Source organism: Nostoc sp. DedSLP03, from assembly GCF_034530815.1.
Taxonomy (GTDB): Bacteria; Cyanobacteriota; Cyanobacteriia; order Cyanobacteriales; family Nostocaceae; genus Nostoc.
This window is the reverse complement of record NZ_JAVRCK010000036.1, coordinates 1-15966: the sequence shown is the minus strand read 5'-3', so window position 1 is coordinate 15966 and position 15966 is coordinate 1. Positions and strand designations below refer to the sequence as shown.

14 protein-coding genes and 4 pseudogenes are annotated in these 15966 nt (G+C 40.5%); 8 read left to right on the top strand and 10 right to left on the bottom strand.

The features are described from left to right. The first annotated feature begins 15 nt into the window (after nt 1-15). From RM368_RS18360 to RM368_RS18350, 3 genes are all read left to right on the top strand, one after another. Nucleotides 16-1080, top strand: a complete 1065-nt coding sequence (locus tag RM368_RS18360; RefSeq protein WP_322695387.1) for a mannose-1-phosphate guanylyltransferase — start codon at nt 16-18, stop codon at nt 1078-1080. 78 nt (nt 1081-1158) lie between these two features. Continuing rightward, nucleotides 1159-1455, top strand: a complete 297-nt coding sequence (gene yidD / locus RM368_RS18355) for a membrane protein insertion efficiency factor YidD (protein ID WP_322695386.1) — start codon at nt 1159-1161, stop codon at nt 1453-1455. Between the two features lie 31 nt (nt 1456-1486). Beyond that, nucleotides 1487-3133, top strand: a complete 1647-nt coding sequence (locus tag RM368_RS18350) for an AarF/ABC1/UbiB kinase family protein (RefSeq protein ID WP_322695385.1) — start codon at nt 1487-1489, stop codon at nt 3131-3133. A 413-nt stretch (nt 3134-3546) separates the two neighbouring features. Here the strand turns inward: RM368_RS18350 and RM368_RS18345 are convergent, their stop codons facing one another. Further along, a complete protein-coding gene (locus tag RM368_RS18345; RefSeq protein WP_322695384.1) occupies nt 3547-4131 on the bottom strand; it encodes an IS630 family transposase in 585 nt (194 codons plus the stop codon). Between the two features lie 2 nt (nt 4132-4133). Continuing rightward, nucleotides 4134-4628 carry a helix-turn-helix domain-containing protein gene (locus tag RM368_RS18340; RefSeq protein ID WP_322695383.1) on the bottom strand — a complete coding sequence of 165 codons (495 nt, stop codon included), beginning with the start codon at nt 4626-4628 and terminating at the stop codon, nt 4134-4136. Nucleotides 4629-4831: 203 nt separating this feature from the next. Here RM368_RS18340 and RM368_RS18335 point away from each other — a divergent pair, with 203 nt between their 5' ends. Then, nucleotides 4832-5062, top strand: coding sequence for a hypothetical protein (locus tag RM368_RS18335; protein WP_322695433.1), 231 nt, complete (start codon nt 4832-4834; stop codon nt 5060-5062). Next, nucleotides 5025-5234 (top strand): annotated as a pseudogene (locus tag RM368_RS18330) (IS4 family transposase); the annotation flags it as partial. The gene RM368_RS18335 and the pseudogene RM368_RS18330, both read left to right, overlap by 38 nt. A 46-nt stretch (nt 5235-5280) precedes the next feature. On the opposite strand, the pseudogene RM368_RS18325 reads toward RM368_RS18330, so the two are convergent. After that, nucleotides 5281-5664, bottom strand: a pseudogene (locus RM368_RS18325) (transposase); the annotation flags it as partial. 209 nt (nt 5665-5873) lie between these two features. On the opposite strand from RM368_RS18325, the pseudogene RM368_RS18320 reads away from it, so the two are divergent. From RM368_RS18320 to RM368_RS18310, 3 genes and pseudogenes are all read left to right on the top strand, one after another. Beyond that, a pseudogene (locus RM368_RS18320) lies at nt 5874-6209 on the top strand (ISLre2 family transposase); the annotation flags it as partial. 208 nt (nt 6210-6417) lie between these two features. After that, complete coding sequence (locus RM368_RS18315; RefSeq protein WP_416212242.1) at nt 6418-6906, top strand: transposase; 489 nt, start codon at nt 6418-6420, stop codon at nt 6904-6906. Nucleotides 6907-6938: 32 nt separating this feature from the next. Next, a pseudogene (locus RM368_RS18310) lies at nt 6939-7289 on the top strand (four helix bundle protein). Between the two features lie 125 nt (nt 7290-7414). Here the strand turns inward: RM368_RS18310 and RM368_RS18305 are convergent. The 7 genes from RM368_RS18305 to RM368_RS18275 all read right to left on the bottom strand — a co-directional run bounded on the left by RM368_RS18305 (nt 7415) and on the right by RM368_RS18275 (nt 15854). Then, nucleotides 7415-8470: a methyltransferase gene (locus tag RM368_RS18305; protein ID WP_322695382.1), complete on the bottom strand. Its 1056-nt coding sequence runs from the start codon at nt 8468-8470 to the stop codon at nt 7415-7417. Nucleotides 8471-8572: 102 nt separating this feature from the next. Further along, the gene (locus tag RM368_RS18300) at nt 8573-9454 is read right to left on the bottom strand and encodes an SDR family oxidoreductase (protein WP_322695381.1); all 882 of its coding nucleotides are present in this window, start codon (nt 9452-9454) and stop codon (nt 8573-8575) included. A 70-nt stretch (nt 9455-9524) separates the two neighbouring features. After that, the gene (locus RM368_RS18295; protein ID WP_322695380.1) at nt 9525-10910 is read right to left on the bottom strand and encodes an MATE family efflux transporter; all 1386 of its coding nucleotides are present in this window, start codon (nt 10908-10910) and stop codon (nt 9525-9527) included. A gap of 24 nt (nt 10911-10934) precedes the next feature. Further along, nucleotides 10935-11966, bottom strand: coding sequence for a sucrase ferredoxin (locus RM368_RS18290; protein ID WP_322695379.1), 1032 nt, complete (start codon nt 11964-11966; stop codon nt 10935-10937). A 163-nt stretch (nt 11967-12129) separates the two neighbouring features. Further along, nucleotides 12130-12999 (bottom strand): TauD/TfdA family dioxygenase, encoded by an 870-nt coding sequence (locus RM368_RS18285; protein WP_322695378.1) that lies wholly within the window; start codon nt 12997-12999, stop codon nt 12130-12132. Nucleotides 13000-13061: 62 nt separating this feature from the next. Further along, nucleotides 13062-14444: a cytochrome P450 gene (locus RM368_RS18280; protein WP_322695377.1), complete on the bottom strand. Its 1383-nt coding sequence runs from the start codon at nt 14442-14444 to the stop codon at nt 13062-13064. Nucleotides 14445-14477: 33 nt separating this feature from the next. Then, nucleotides 14478-15854 carry a cytochrome P450 gene (locus tag RM368_RS18275; protein ID WP_322695376.1) on the bottom strand — a complete coding sequence of 459 codons (1377 nt, stop codon included), beginning with the start codon at nt 15852-15854 and terminating at the stop codon, nt 14478-14480. Nucleotides 15855-15966: the final 112 nt, after the last annotated feature.

The following is a 15966-nucleotide window of genomic DNA, read 5'->3' as shown; positions in this document are numbered from 1 at the left end:
GGCGTGTATGACAACATGAATACTTTATTGTTCCCCGTAATCCTAGCTGGTGGTAAAGGTGAACGTTTTTGGCCCCTAAGCCGCAAAGACCGACCCAAGCAATTTTTAAGTCTTGATGGTAGCTCTAGAAGTCTATTACAAGCAACCGCCGATCGCTTGTTAGCACTCGGAGGAAGTTGGGATTCCCTGTGGGTAATCACTTCTAGTCAGATAGCTGAAGGCATAAGACAACAACTACCCAATCTACCAGTTGAAAACTTGCTGATTGAGTCGGAAGGCAGAGACACCGCCGCCGCCGTTGCTTGGACAAGTTTAGAAATCAAACAGCGCTATGGTGAAGACGCTGTGATTGGCTTTTTCCCTGCTGACCACTGGATTGCTGACCAAGAGGCGTTTGCACACACATTAAATGCAGCTACGCAACTGGCAACAAGCACAGCAGCGATCGTTACACTGGGGATCAAGCCTACTTTTCCATCAACCGGTTACGGCTACATTGAACAAGGTGAAAAAATAGGTAGCTTTAATGAGTTGCCAGCTTATCACGTGAACCGCTTTACTGAAAAGCCCGACCGAGAAACGGCAGAGACTTTTTTATCTACGGGACGTTTTAGCTGGAATAGTGGAATGTTCGTTTTTCGGGCAGGGGTTGTTCTCAAGGAACTACATACCCATGCTCCAGAAATTATCGAACCTTTAGAACAACATGGCCCTGATATCTATCCCCAGTTGCCTAAGAAGAGTATAGACTATGCGTTAATGGAAAAGACAACTCTAGCATACGTTTTGCCAGTTGATTTTGGTTGGGATGATTTAGGAGATTGGAATGCGATCGAACGCTTACTGAAAACGGAAGAGACTCCCAATGTGGAACTTGCTACTCACGTAGGTTTAGATACGCAAGGGGCGATTATTTACGCCTCAAATCCAGAAGATGTAGTTGTTACTATTGGTTTAGAGGATGTGGTGATTGTGCGCGATCGCAATGTCACCCTCGTTGTCAAAAAAGAACGTACCCAGGAAATCAAGCAGATCCTTAAAATTATCCAAAACGATTCCCGATTTACCGACCTGCTATAAAAGTTAGAACCCTTGGCAGAGGCGAAAAAGTCTGTTTTCCCATTATAACTTGACAGTCTGTTATTTTATCTGACAGTTATGGACATTATTAGCTTTGAGCCTCTGGCCAAGACAATGGCAATCGATTCTATTACTGCCTATCAAAAATACATTTCTCCGTCCAAAGGATTTTCTTGTTCCCATCGCTTATTACACGGCGGGGATTCTTGCTCAAATTACGTCAAACGGATGCTGAACGAACAGAAGCTCCACGAAGCTGTACAATCATCCATCAAAAGATTTCAAGATTGTGCCGCAGCTAGCAAGACTTTAACAAGCACCAAAACTAGAGCCGATTTCCGTTGTATTGTCATCCCCTGCTGTCTACCTCTTTAACTCCTCTGCCTCTTTGCAGTTTTTTACAAAAATGTTCCTCACCCAAACTGTTCCCCGTCAACGAGAAATCCTGGAAGTTTTCCTTCGCAATGGCTGGGACTATATGCGAAGGTTACTTACTGGTGGCAAAGCTGATGAACCCCAGCTGCCGACACCTGCGGTTTTAAAAAATATTCTGGTAGACTTGGGCCCAGTTTACGTCAAACTTGGTCAGTTAATGTCTACCCGCCCTGACTTACTGAGCGCCTCCTATATTGAGGAATTGTCAACTCTACAAGATGAAGTACCACCAGTTCCTTGGTCAGAGATAGAAATAATCCTCCGCAAAGAATTAAAACTTCCATTAGCAGAAACCTTCAGCACAGTTAACCCGATTCCCGTAGCAGCCGGATCGATTGCCCAGACACATCGAGCTACACTAGCAGACGGTCGAGAAGTCGCTCTAAAAGTGCAACGTCCGGGAATTGATATTACTATTGGTCAAGATATTGCTTTAATTCAAGGTATTGCCGATTTAGTGGCGCGGACTGATTTTGGGCAAACCTACGAAATCAAATCCATCGCCGAAGAATTTACCAAAGCCTTAGAAGCTGAATTGGATTTTACACGGGAAGCGGGTTTTACAGACCAACTGCGGCGCAATTTATCTCAGAGTCGCTGGTACGATCCCACACAAATAGTGGTTGCGGAAATTAACTGGGAATTGACCACACCAAAGTTACTGGTAATGGAATGGCTGGATGGGATACCGTTCTTGGCGGCGGATTTGGATAGTGACCCCAACGTTAAAGATCCTGCCGAAAAGCGTAAAGAAATAACTACCTTGTTATTTCGGGTATTTTTCCAGCAACTATATATTGATGGTTTTTTTCACGCCGATCCCCATCCAGGAAACTTGTTTTATCTTAAAGATGGTCGTGTTGCCCTCTTAGATTGTGGCATGGTGGGAAGACTCGATCCCCGGACACAGCAGATATTAACAGAGATGTTGTTAGCGATCGTTGATTTAGATGCTCAAAGGTGCGCTCAGTTAACTTTACAGCTATCAGATTCTGCTCAACCTGTGATTTTATCGCGGTTAGAAAATGATTACGATCGCATGTTACGTAAGTATCATAATGTCAGCCTCACACAAATAAACTTCAGTCAGATAATTTACGAAGTTTTGCAAGTTGCCCGTAACAATAAAATTAGGTTGCCTAGTAATATGGGTTTGTATGCCAAAACCCTAGCAAATTTAGAAGGGGTAGCGCGGACATTCAACCCAGAGCTTAATTTTTTTGATGAAGTTAAACCATTAATAACAGACTTGTTTCGTCGGCAGTTACTAGGCGATAATCCAGTGCGATCGCTATTACGGACAGCCTTAGATATTAAAAGTCTGTCTCTCCAGTCTCCCCGCCAAATCGAACTATTATTAGACCGAGTTACCTCAGAGACTTTACAATGGAATCTATCACTGCGGGGTTTAGATGGTGTACGGCGCACTATGGACGATGCCGCTAACCGACTATCTTTTAGTATTTTAGTGGGTTCGCTGATTATGGGTGCGGCAATTATTTCCACCAGAGCGCAAACAACTCAGCTATCTTTTTTAAGCAGCATTCTGTTTGCAGCCGCTAGTTTATTGGGTTTGTGGTTAATTATTAGTACATTGCGATCGGGACGTTTACGGTAAAATCATTTTGAATTTTAGACTTTGAATTGAAGGAAAAATCTAAAATTAAAAATTTAATGACCGACATTCCTTGATGGTACAAGCCCCTAGATTCATCTATGGAGTTAATCTAAAATCTAAAATCTAAAATTCTCAAGCCCCTAGATTTATCTACGAGGTCAATCCAAAATCGTTCGACTGAGCGTAGCCGAAGTCCAAAATCTAAAATCCAAAATTGTCTGACTCATGCCGTTTGGATTTTCAGCGAAGGAACAGCGATCGCCAAACAGACAACCAACAGGCAAAGCTTCTGGACTGGGTTGGCTACTAGTAACTAGGATAAACTTGATTTGAGGAAGCGATCGCTATTAATGCTAAAGATGCCCCAAAGCGATCGCCAATTACCTCTGATACCAGCTGGTTGTAATATCAATTTACATTGAAGCTGCATAGAAAAGAGCTTCGAGAATAAAGTCATAAGAAGTTAAAGATATAACACGTTCCGATGTGATTGTACTGAAAAGCTCGTTTAGGCGATGCCTACGGCGGGCTGCGCCTACGCGAAGTTCTTCAAGGGTGTTGAATACCTGACCCTTAATTTGAGATTTGAGAAAAAGCCATAACCTTTCAATAGGGTTAAGTTGTGGAGAATGGGCAGGTTGGCATAAAGGAATAATATTTTCAGGCCATTTCAACTCATAGGTCAAATGCGCTGCGGCTTGGTCAATTTGAAGGAGTGCAATATCTTCTCCAAGTTGAGATGAAACCGCATCTAAAAACTCTTGAAAATGTTGTCCACAAAGTTTTGGATACTCCAAACAAAAATGCCAACCACTCAGTGGTTCAACAACACCATACAGCCAAAAACTTTGCCGCTTCCATGCAACACGAACCACTGGTTGGACACCATGAGTTGTCACAACACGCCTCGGTTCGGTTTTGAGTCCAACTCGGCTCTCATCTTGACACAGATAACGCAGCCGTTTGCCTTTACCAAATAATTGTTGTAACGCTAACAATGCTAGTGGAATGTTTTTTTAAATGTCTCAATTGCCTTTGGGTCTTGGTTTACACTGCATGGTCGAGGTACTTTCAGCTTGCAGGCGAGTTTGTAGCGCACCAAGTAATGTACCATTCGGTAACTCACATCCAAGCCATAATTTTCATTCAGCCAACTCACAATTTCTCTGTAACTGCCAAAACCCTCAGGTGAGTTTAATTTCGCTTTGAGCGATTTCAGTACTTCTCCTGTGATTGTTGGAGCTTGTCCAGGTGGTTTTTTGATTTCGAGTAACCCAGACAATCCCTGCTGACGGTATTTCTGCAACCACCGTGTAATCGTTGACGGGTCGCGTGCTAATATGCCCGCTAGTTCATTATGCGATCGCACTTGTCCGATTTTGAACCACCAAAGCATTTGCAGCCTTTCTTTCTGACTTGCACTCCGAGCCTGCTTCAGTGTTTTTTCTAGATATTCTGCACTTTCGGTGATTTCTATTTCTAACTTACGTGCCATTTTGCTGCTGTCCGACTTACCCTCGACTCTCTATTATATGCAAGCTCAATGTAAATTGATATAAGTTAGAAAGTATCAGTTAAAAAACTTGGGTTATCGACTTAGTACCCATTCTGACAGCGAAATTGTACTTTATCTTTATTAAGAGTTTAGCATCGAATGTTTGCAATATTTGCGGGGTGAATTCGCATTTATCTTATGGGATGAAGCGAGGCAGGTTTTTTACTGTCCGCGATCGCTTCGGTATTAAGCCACTTTTCTATACAACGGTCGGTAACACGCTTTATTTGTCGTCACGTCGATTTTGGATGAAAGGATTTACAATCAGGACTTACGCAACTGGCACAGGCGATCTCTCAATTTTAGTACATATGTATTGTATGACCGACACTACACGGAGATGCTGTTGCAGACGAATTATCTTTACCATTTGACCGAATTTCTTTGGAGATGATTTATCGAGGTTTGTACCATTTTAGTGTCGCTTACGATCGAGGTAAAGCAGATAACCCCATTCAGTACTTTGCAGCCCCAGAGAATCAAGACTTAGGTGTAGTTAAATATCTCCGAAAGCCAGTCTCCAAGCTGGATTTAGCTATTTTTCCTGCATCCTCTTGACAAAAGTGCAATCACTCTAACCTCTCACAGGTGACCTACGGTCAAGTCCTTGGATAATCAGCGCACTGCCAAATCTCACCAAAGTAGCTTGCGAAAAAGGTGCCTTTTCGCAATCTATGCAATCGGTTACTAACTGCCAACGTCTGTCCATAACCAACGCTTCAATTGCTTCTGCATCCGAAGTCCCTGTATATGCCTGCAAGATGGTTGCTAACGCCAACTGTGCTGGTGGTACTGGTGGTTGCCCTTTGGCAGAATCTGCATACAGCTTGCTCAGTTCTTCTTGAAATTCCTCATCAAATAATTGATGGCGATATTGCCGTAAGAACGTAAACAGCTTTGCTCGTTTAATCCGCTTCACGATACTTTGCTCTAATGTCGATAGTTGTATCGGCGGCTGCCATATCTGGGGTCGCATACGTAAATTCGCTGTTGGTCATGCACATTTATTACCTGACTTTACATCAATTTTGGTTATGTCTTTCCTTGAGACTTTATTAAATATCTTTCAAATCTTGCTTGTTACTGTAAGCTTTAACTGGTAAGCGTTTACTCTATTTTATTCTTCACTATTTACTTGACTTTAGGCTGATTTTTCTTTTGTTTACTGATTACTGAATCGGTGTTCTAGATTTAATGAGAAATATGGGTGAATTTATGTCTGAGGCAACAGGAGAGCGCTGTAAAATTATGGTACGAGAGCGAAATTATATTTTAAAAGCGTATAGAAGGAGGCTTTTAAAATATAACGAAGTTGCGGCTCGAAAATTACCTCTCGGTAGTGGTGCGGTTGAAAGTTTAATTCGTCAAGTTGTTAATTTACGCATGAAAGGAAACAATAAGTTTTGGTTACAAACTAATGCAGAAATTATGCTAAATCTTCGTTGTCAATGGATAGCTAAAAGTTGGGATAATTTTTGTGATTCTATCTTTAATTCCTTTATTATTCCCCGGATATGTTGATAAATTTTATACCTAATATTTATAACTATTGAAATTTTAGATATAATTGATACTACGTACTCAAATTGTTTTATATATTTTTTTTGAAATAATCATCAAATTACTTACCAAACATCCTTTTGAGATTTCTCTTGAGGGTTAATGTAGTGTCTTATCAGTGCCTTTTATGCTAAGAAAATAACTTTTTACTGATGTATGCGTTTTAGCGATCGCACCTTTTTTATCCGACCTCACAAAATCGCCTTGCTCCCAATCAAAGATCAAAGACGCTTCCCCCAGGGTAAGCTCTTCTTCCCATCGTCTTCTCACCCCCAGTCGAGTCACAGCTTTAGTCTTGCGACGACCGGAATTAACAGAGCCTGATGATAATGAAGCGATCACTCGACTACAAACAGCCCATTCGGATTTTAAGTCAGCCATTGAGCTAGCTCAACAGTTTGCATCTCTTGTGCGTCAACGCCAGCCTGAGCAGCTTGATGCTTGGTTAGACAAAGCTAAAAACAGATCAGTTTCTTTGCTGCGCCGTTTTGCTGTTGGTTTAGAGTCTGACTACGATACTGTCAAGGCAGGAGTCAGGCTTTCGACGAGTAACGGCCCCGTTGAAGGACATATTAATCGACTGAAAATATTAAAGCGGCAGATGTATGGTCGAGCCAAGATAGACTTACTTGAACGACGATTTTTGTTGGCTATTTGAGGAGAAAATTTTGACAATTTACACTTGATGATATGAGTTATATAAATCAGTTTATCTGGCAAAGGGCGGTTCAATTTGCTATCAATTGTTATAAATTTACCCGCCTATTTCCTCAGTCCGAATTGTATGGTTTAACCAGCTAAATTCGACGTTCTTCTGTATCTGTAGCATCTAATATAGCAGAAGGCTATGGAAGGCGCTCAAAGCCAGAATACATACAGTTTTTACATATTGCATTAGGATCTTTGAGAGAACTTGATACCCAATTAATCATTGCCAAAGAAGTAGATTTAGCTGACAAAAACCTTTTCACTCCCCTATTGAATGAGGTCGAGGAAATGCAAAGTATATTAGTTGCTAGCTTAAACAAACTCAAAGCTTGAATTTATTACTTCTACCCTTCCGACTTCTGCCTTCTGCCCTCTGCCTTCCTCCAACCAAGATCACCAAAAGTTGCCAAGAACCATCTTTTACTTTAAGTCATACCTAAGTCAGGAATTTTTGCTATTCATGGAACAACGCCATTGTTAACTATTTTAACTCCTTCAATAATGCTGAAATCCCATTCTGTTGGGCAAACTTTGCTGAGTTTAAACCCGGCAGATTCAAACAAGTCTTTGTATTCGGCTTCAGTTCGCTCCCTTCCTCCAGAACACATCGCTAACATATTCACATCTCCAAATTTTGTCCAAGAAAACTCATTTCCCGGAGATATTATGGACTCTATGACTAGCAATCGCCCTTGTTCTTTCATGGCTTGATAACAGCAGTTAAGAATGGCGATCGCTTGCTCATCATCCCAATTATGAATAACATGCTTAAGTAAATAAGCATCTCCACCTTCGGTGATAGTCTCAAAAAAGCTGCCCCCTATCAGTTGACAGCGATCGCTAACAGATGCTGTTTCGGGTGAATTTTTGGTCTCATCAATCACTTCTGGGAGATCGAATAACACCCCGGTCATGGTGGGGTTAGCTTCGAGAATAGCAGCAAGAAAGCTACCTGTGCCACCACCAACATCAACTAGCTTCGTAATTGACGAAAAATCATAGGCCGACAATTGTGGAATATGTGCCTCTTTAGCGATCGAAGCGACACCCTGATGGAAGATTTCTGCTGCAACAGGATTTTGTTTGTTGTACTGAAACAAATCCATACCATACAAATCTTCAAAGGCACTTTCCCCTGTCTGCACACTATGCATCAAATTTCCCCAAGATTTGTAGTAATGCTCCTCGCCTCGCATGATTGCCTGGTTATGTATAGAGTTAGGGACATTGCTCTGCAAACAATCTGCTAGTGGAGTAAGCTCAAAACATCGCGGTTGTGTCTCAGCAAAAATTCCGAGAGCAGCAAGAGCTCGTAAGACCCGATAAAGAGAATCACTGTGGGTATTTGTTGCAGCAGCTAAAGCATCGCAGTGTTGGGAACCGTCTTTTAGCAAATCAGCAATACCAAGTTTAGCAACAACGTAGATACATCGTGAAACCCAGTAGGCGTATACCCATTGTTGCACAGTCAAGGGAGACTGAAACGTGCTAGGCTTCTGGTCTGCTAAAATCATAATTTTTATTTAAATTTATTGAGTGTTGGTATTCTGAAAGGATTGGAATTGAATTTACCTTGGCTTCGAGTATTCAGTTAGATATAATCCAAGGTAATAGCTTCAATTCTGATTTTTTAACTTCCAACCTTTTAGTATCATTGCATCAAAACTACGATCGGGAATGAATTTTTTCAGCATCAAATTAAGCACTAGAGATATCTGATCCTTAGATAAGAAATAACGTGTTTTTGGTTTACTAGCTTCTAGAGCCTCTAGAATTGCACCTGCAACTTGTTCAGATGGCATTCCTATACGATTTGATTTGATCAAACCCTCGACAAAAAATTTGTAGGCATCACCATACATAGCTTTTGCTTCAGGTGACATATTGGCGAAATTTTTCTGAAAGCTTTCTTCCACTTTATCCGGCGCTGCTGAAGCAATCGAGCCTGGTTCAACCAAAATAACTTCAATTCCCCAAGGTTCTAATTCCATTCTCAATGCATCTGTAAATGATTCCAATGCAAATTTTGAAGCACACAATGCAGATGAGAATGGGAAAGTCATTTTGCCGCCTATTGAGCCAATGTTGACTATCCGACCTTTAGCTTTTCGGATTAATGGTAAAAATGCCTGAGTCACTGCTATTTGCCCAAAAACATTAACTTCAAATTGCCATTTCAGGTCGTCAATTGAAATATACTCAATAGGCCCATCTACCAATAAACCTGCATTGTTCACTAATCCAACTAATCCGCGATCGCCAACAGATTTTGAAACAATATCGGCGGCAAATTTAATTTCTTCTGCTTTAGTAACATCCATCAAGATTGGTGTCAAACTTCCAGATTTATACTCCTGTCTCAGTGATTCAGCATCTTTTGCTTGACGAACTGTAGCAAACACCTGATATCCTTGTTTCTCAAGTAGGATCGCTGCTGCTCGACCTACTCCTGTGGATGTTCCTGTAATCAAAACAGCACCTTTTTCTCTCTGAACCATTTTTGTGACCTTCATAATCGGTAGGACATTTATCTGCAAGATAAAAATTAAAAAAATTATTATATTCTTTTCATATAATTGAATTTATAGTATTTTTTATTTGCATTTTACTAAAGTAATTAAACTCTTTTGCTGTTAATTTTAGGGCAATTAATATAATTACGGCGTCCGTCAATATTATTCCATAATATATACCACTTAAACCCATTAATATTGATAATATTATCACACTTGGAATAAATAAAATTAAACTTCTTAAAATAACTATTGTAGCAACTATTTTTCCTTTACCTATAGATTGAAAAAGAACTACACCATAGGAAATGAATGGCATTAATGGTATGAATAAATTAAAAATACGAAAGTGAAGTAAATCATTATTAGTAAAAGTAAGGTTTGGCAACAGCCAGCCTAAAAACGTTTGTGGAAATAATTGTAGAGGCAACCAAAATAATGTTAACAAAGCAATGACACTAATTAGAAAACTTAAATAAGCTTTTTTCAGCCTATCGTAATTTATGGCTCCATAATTTATGCCTATTACAGGTTGTAAGGCTTGCGTAAAACCATTTAAAGGAATGAATGCTAATAAAGTTAATGTCTGTGTAGCTCCGAACAAAGCTATATCATTCTGTGTTCCATAATGAGAAATGGATTGAAAAACTACAAGACTTTGAATTAAGCTCATAAATGGAGTCAGTAGTTCGGAGATTCCTACTGAGAAAATATCAGGTAATAAATCTCTTGCTATAACCAATTTTATGGGATGAACTGGAATAGAACTTTTCCCAGAAATAAAATAATTTAATATGACAATACAGTAAACAACCATTGCAATCACTGTAGCGAGGGCTAATCCCTGAATTCCCCAGTGAAAGATACTAATAAATATGGTATTTAAGATAATATTAATGATGACAAAAATAGCAGCAAATATCATAGATAATTTAAGTTTGCCTTCAGATTTGATGAGATAGTTAGCAGAAACTGCTATGATACAAAACACTGAACCAAGCATATAAGTCTTAAAAAATTCTGCTCCAGCTGAGGCAACTTCACCACTTCCTCCCATCAATACAACTAATTTTTCACCAAAACTGTAGCCAATGATTGTCAGCGCAAAGGAGATAACAACACCCATTACTATTAAGTTGCCAAATATTTTGGACTGAGTTTTAATATCTCCAGAACCAATAGCTCGACTGAGAACAGAAGCAGAACCTACTCCAACTAAATAAGCAGAACCACCCATAAGAGAAGTTAGTGGTAAAGCCAGAGATATACCAGCGACAGCAGTTTCACCAATCAGTCGTCCTGCAAATAAAGCATCAACAAAAGTGCTTGAGCTTAGTAGCACTGTTCCTAAAATACCAGGAGTTGATAACTTGAACATCAGTTTAATGAGATTGCCTTGGAGGATCTCATTTGTCAATTGAGATTGTTTTTGGGAAGTCATTTTTAGGTTCTTGCTTGATGCTGTTTACTCAACTTTGACCAAACGGCTAACGCAATACTGCTTCACCGGTTTCAACTCCATCTCTTTTCCGGAGCCAACTGTGCTGATGACCTCACCACTGACTTCAACTCTGGCTTCATAGGCACCAGATACACTGCCATCTGGGGCAGAAAAATCAATCCGAACTTCTGCCCAATTCGCCTCTTGTCCTTCAGCAATTTGTTCTATAGCCAGGACTTTGCCTGCTTTTAAGTAATCTAACCAAGTCCAACCCAATTGTGTCCAGATTTCCCGCTCGGCAATTTGCTCAAATTTGGTTAAACCCCTCCATCCTCGGTAGAATTTATGCAAGTCTGCAACTGAACCATTTCTATTTACCAATAAATCAAGGGTTTCAGGTTCTAAATGTCCCCACAAGCATCCTTGGGGTAAATCAACTAAGGTGGGGGCGAATTGATGACCGCCAAAGTGAGTTGTTTGCCATACTCTTAAATTTCCGTTGGCAGCAGGAGCATATTCCTTGCGTAATCGGCGATATAGGGGAGTTCCAAATCTGCCACAAGCAAGATCAACTTGAGCATGTGTGCAAACCATCAGTTCGCGAATATGACTAGTTTGTTGCTGATACTGCTGAAATTCTGATAAATTGTTGGGTTGTTGTATCAACTGTTTCAATATTGCCATTACCAAAGTAATTGCTTGTTCCTCTGGGAGAACAAACTCCTGTTTCTCAAACTGAGAAAACAGTTTGGCAAGACGATAGTAGTACAGCACGCGGGTAAAGCCTGGGTGAGAGTACTCGCGATCGGGAGCAATTAGCATTGGTCTGATGTTAATTCTATGCTTGATGATGACCTCTTCAAAAAAATGTATGAATGTTTTGATTGTTGGATTTTCTTCAAAGACATCTTGCGGCCAAGGTTGGGGAATTTCCATAATCAACCAGTGGTCACAAGTACCTGCTGTACCAATGGGATCTTCTTTGTTAGCTTTAGAAACCTGTGAACAAAAACGACAATCTGTGATGGGTAGTTGATCGGTCTGTTGAGTTTGCAATTTAATTGCTCCTGAAAAAAAGCTTGAGGCATGTTTCTTAAATCCAAGCCCTGAGAATTAATCATTCATAATTCCCAAAAAATTATGCGTTCAATCAAACTAAATTTATTTTTTAATCAAGTCCTAGTTTCTTTCGTAAATGACTATAAGAAAGAGCCATGAATTAGTCTAAAATCTTAGCTATGGTAGTGAATACCCGCCGTCGATTATCTTTGAATTCGCGACGACCGTGCATAAATCTAGAATTATCGATCATAGCTAGATCGCCAGCTTGCCACGGGATTTCTTGGGTAAATTTGTCGTAAAGTTTCTCAAGTTCATCGGCTACTTCGTCATGAAGCTTTGAACCATCTTCAAAAATCTCCCATCCGCGAGTGTGAGATGCCCAAAGAAAGTTAGCAAATGCATCTTGATTCCCATATTTTGTTTTCACTACTGCTGGACGAATATATTTTAAAGAAAATGTTGAATCTTCATTTATTTGATAACTAAAATCCTCAAATTTATCCAATACTTGCTTACAATCATCAATGGTTTCACCACCATCAATCCATTGATTTAATATATCTAATGACAGGTTTTCAAAAGTAAATTTTAGTTTTTTCTCAATAAATAACTGTTTCAGATGTTGGCTCATTTCCTTCCATAGTTGTACACCGTCCCAAAATAGAGTTTCGCCTCCTTCTTGTGCAGGCGTTTGACAACAAAACCAAATAACATCAGGTTGATAAGGACTAGAACCATGCTCAGTATGAGCAGGACTAGCACCCATTCCGTTATCTACTGAGTTAACAAAATCAACCGAGTCAATACTTGTTTTCGTAGGATCTTTAAGGTAGCTACAACTGAATTTTTCCGAAAATTCTTTCATCAGTATGGGAGTTACTCCAAAACCTCGAAAAAGAACAACTCCAGATGACTTGAATAGCTCAATAATTTCCGCTTTAGAAAGGCGTAAAATATCTTGACAGTCGTTAGTACTGTATACTATTTTTGCTGTTCCTGTTCCTAATGACTCGATTTTACTAATCATGGGTTTTATTTAGTATTTTTTGGGATTAATAGTGTAATTGTTTACCGCAAGACAAACGCCTTTTATGCTGAATTAGCAACGAACTGCTGTGGCTTGGTTGAGCGTGGACGTTCACCAAGCAAAATCATTTTTAAGCCACTAGCAGGAGGATAGTTAACACCTATAGCCTTGGGTTTTTCTACTATTTCTTCATCGGCTAGTGCTAGTTGATAGCGACTGAGAATTGTTGCTAAGACTAGCTTCATTTCAAAAAGTGCTAACACCTCACCCGGACAGCGACGAGCGCCACCCCCAAATGGGAGAAATTCATAGGGAGAGTATTGTCTCTCCAGAAACCGTTCTGGTTTGAATTCCTTCGGTTGTGGGTATAAGTCCTCACGCTGATGTGTCAGATAGATACAGCCTCTGGTGACTGTATCTGGACTCAATTCGTAGCCCATCACCTCAATTGGTGCTTCTACCAACCGTGGAAATGTGACTACCTGAGTTGGGTAAATTCGTAGTGCTTCATTACAGACAGCGCTGAGGTAGGGTAGCGCAGCAATAGCCATAGGATCTGGGGATTGCCCAAGAGTATCAAGTTCTGCTAGCAATCGATCGCGAACATCTTTTGAACGGTGAACCCAGTACAATGACCAAGTTATGGCAGTGGCTGACGCATCCTGACCACCCAGTAGTAATGATGGAAACAAATCCCGTATATCCTCATCGGTCATTGGTTGACCTGTTTCATCACGGGCAAAGAGTAGTTCCGAGAGAACATCGGTGCGAGTCGGATCTACTTGCGATCGCCTTTGTGCAATTTCAGCATAAAGTAGTTTATCAAACTGTTGTTGCAGATGAAGCCAATATCCCCAAGGAGTCCAACGACCTAAATCTTTTTGCAGAAAGGGATAAGCCAGAGATAACCCCAGCCAGCGAGACCGGGCAAAACTTAGTAACTTGGAAAGTAGTTGCCGAAATTGTTCATAACGCTCTCCCTCAGATAAACCAAACAAAGCTTGCAGTATTACCTCTAGGGTAATTTTTTGCACAGTCGGGTAAGCAACAAAAGTTTGACCTCGCGCCAGTTGATTGATGATTTTCTCTGTCACTTGACAAATACGCTGCCCGTATAGCTGTACGCGAGTCCCATGCATAGGAGGCATCAACAACTGACGGCGATGCTTGTGGCGCAAGCCATCAAGCATAAGTAACCCATTGTTTCCCACTAGAGCCGCACCGCCTTGGTTTAACTGACCAGAAGCTTTAATCTCTTTGGCGCTGGTAAAAATCTGTTTTATCGCCTGTGGGTTGCTGACGATAACTAAAGGTCTAGAATCAGCCATGATAGTGAAAATATCACCATAGCGATCGCTCATAGCATCCATGAATCCAAGGGGATCGGTCTTAAATTGACGATTCAGCAACTGGGGAGAAGTTTTTGGTCCATCTGGTAGTTTCATTCGTATTTTTAGGTAAATGTTAAAATATCGCTGTTAAACTGAACCGACAACAAATGTCTGCGACTGTCCTTGATGTTGACGGCGATCGCACATAACCATCTTCACGCCACTAGCTGGGTAACAAATTAGACCTCCAAATTTGGGACGTTCTGGACGCTTACTAACTAGCTCCAATTGATAACGTGAAAGAATAGTTGCTAATACAAGTTTCATTTCAAATAAGGCAAAAGTCCCGCCAATACAAACACGAGAACCACCACCAAAAGGTAAAAATTCGTAGGGAGAAAATTGTTTTTCTAAAAAGCGCTCTGGCTGAAATTCTTTTCGAGCAGGGTATAAATCTTCACGTTGATGTGTCGAATAAATATTAGCAATCAGTACTGTACCGGGATTCAACTCGTAACCCATGACCTCAACCGTCGATTCTACCAACCTGGGAAATGCAAACAACTGAGTTGGGTAAATTCGCAAAGCTTCGTTACAAACGGCACTTAGGTAGGGTAGTGCGACAATACTCATAGGGTCTGGATTTTCACCAAGGCTGTCGAGTTCTGATAAAAGGCGGGAGCGAACATTAGGTAAACGGTGAATCCAATATAAAGACCAAGCGATCGCAGTTCCGGAAGCATCACCAGCGGCAAATATAGGCGATAATAAGAGGTCGCGCACTTCTTCATTGCTTAACGATTGACCTGTTTCATCTTCAGCAAATATCAGATCGGAAAGCATGTCAGGGCGTGAAAAATCTGGTTGCGATCGTCGTTTTTCAACCTCAGTCGATAATAATTGAAAAAGTTCTTGCCGCAGATGAACGAGGTATCCTTCTGGACTCCACTTACCTAAATCCCGTTGTCCAAAAATACTCTTAAGAATCTTATCTATAGGAGATTTTCCATCTCTAAGCAAAGACACAAATAAATGTTTAATTTTCTCACAACGCTCTCCTTTATCCAAACCCATTACAACTTCTATACCCACTCGTAAGGTGATATCTTCAATTGTTGGGTATGCAACAAAAGGTTTTCCAATCACCTGTTTACTCATAATCTTTTCTGTGAGTTCACAAATACGTCGCCCACAGGCTTGCATTCGCGCTCCGTGAAAAGATTGCATTAAGAGCTTGCGTCGATTTTTGTGAACTAAGCCATCTAATTGAAGAACTCCTTGATTTCCTGTTCCTAAGGCGAAATTTTGGTTTAATGCACCTCTGGCTGCAATTTCTTTAGTATTTGTGAAAATCTCCTTTATTCCTAAGGGATTGCTCACATAAATAATTGGTGTAGAACCAGACATTACAGTGACGATATCACCATAACGTTTGCCCTGAGCATCCATGTAAGCAAAAGGGTCAGCCTCGAATTGCAGATTTAGCAACCAGAAAGGTGTTTTCGGTCCTGGGGGTAGTTTCATGAGTCTCTTTTACTCCCATTATTGATATCGTATACTGAATTATCGATACAAATTCTCAGATGTTTAGTTAATTCTTGAATATGAGGTTCAACGAAAATCGAAAAATGATCGC

Excerpts from the sequence above, each read along its gene's own strand:
- RM368_RS18360 (WP_322695387.1), top strand. The coding sequence starts at position 16 with ATGAATACTTTATTGTTCCCCGTAATCCTAGCTGGTGGTAAAGGTGAA.
- yidD (WP_322695386.1), top strand. The coding sequence starts at position 1,159 with ATGGACATTATTAGCTTTGAGCCTCTGGCCAAGACAATGGCAATCGAT.
- RM368_RS18350 (WP_322695385.1), top strand. The coding sequence starts at position 1,487 with ATGTTCCTCACCCAAACTGTTCCCCGTCAACGAGAAATCCTGGAAGTT.
- RM368_RS18340 (WP_322695383.1), bottom strand. The coding sequence starts at position 4,628 with ATGGCACGTAAGTTAGAAATAGAAATCACCGAAAGTGCAGAATATCTA.
- RM368_RS18335 (WP_322695433.1), top strand. The coding sequence starts at position 4,832 with ATGAAGCGAGGCAGGTTTTTTACTGTCCGCGATCGCTTCGGTATTAAG.
- RM368_RS18305 (WP_322695382.1), bottom strand. The coding sequence starts at position 8,470 with ATGATTTTAGCAGACCAGAAGCCTAGCACGTTTCAGTCTCCCTTGACT.
- RM368_RS18300 (WP_322695381.1), bottom strand. The coding sequence starts at position 9,454 with ATGGTTCAGAGAGAAAAAGGTGCTGTTTTGATTACAGGAACATCCACA.
- RM368_RS18295 (WP_322695380.1), bottom strand. The coding sequence starts at position 10,910 with ATGACTTCCCAAAAACAATCTCAATTGACAAATGAGATCCTCCAAGGC.
- RM368_RS18285 (WP_322695378.1), bottom strand. The coding sequence starts at position 12,999 with ATGATTAGTAAAATCGAGTCATTAGGAACAGGAACAGCAAAAATAGTA.
- RM368_RS18280 (WP_322695377.1), bottom strand. The coding sequence starts at position 14,444 with ATGAAACTACCAGATGGACCAAAAACTTCTCCCCAGTTGCTGAATCGT.
- RM368_RS18275 (WP_322695376.1), bottom strand. The coding sequence starts at position 15,854 with ATGAAACTACCCCCAGGACCGAAAACACCTTTCTGGTTGCTAAATCTG.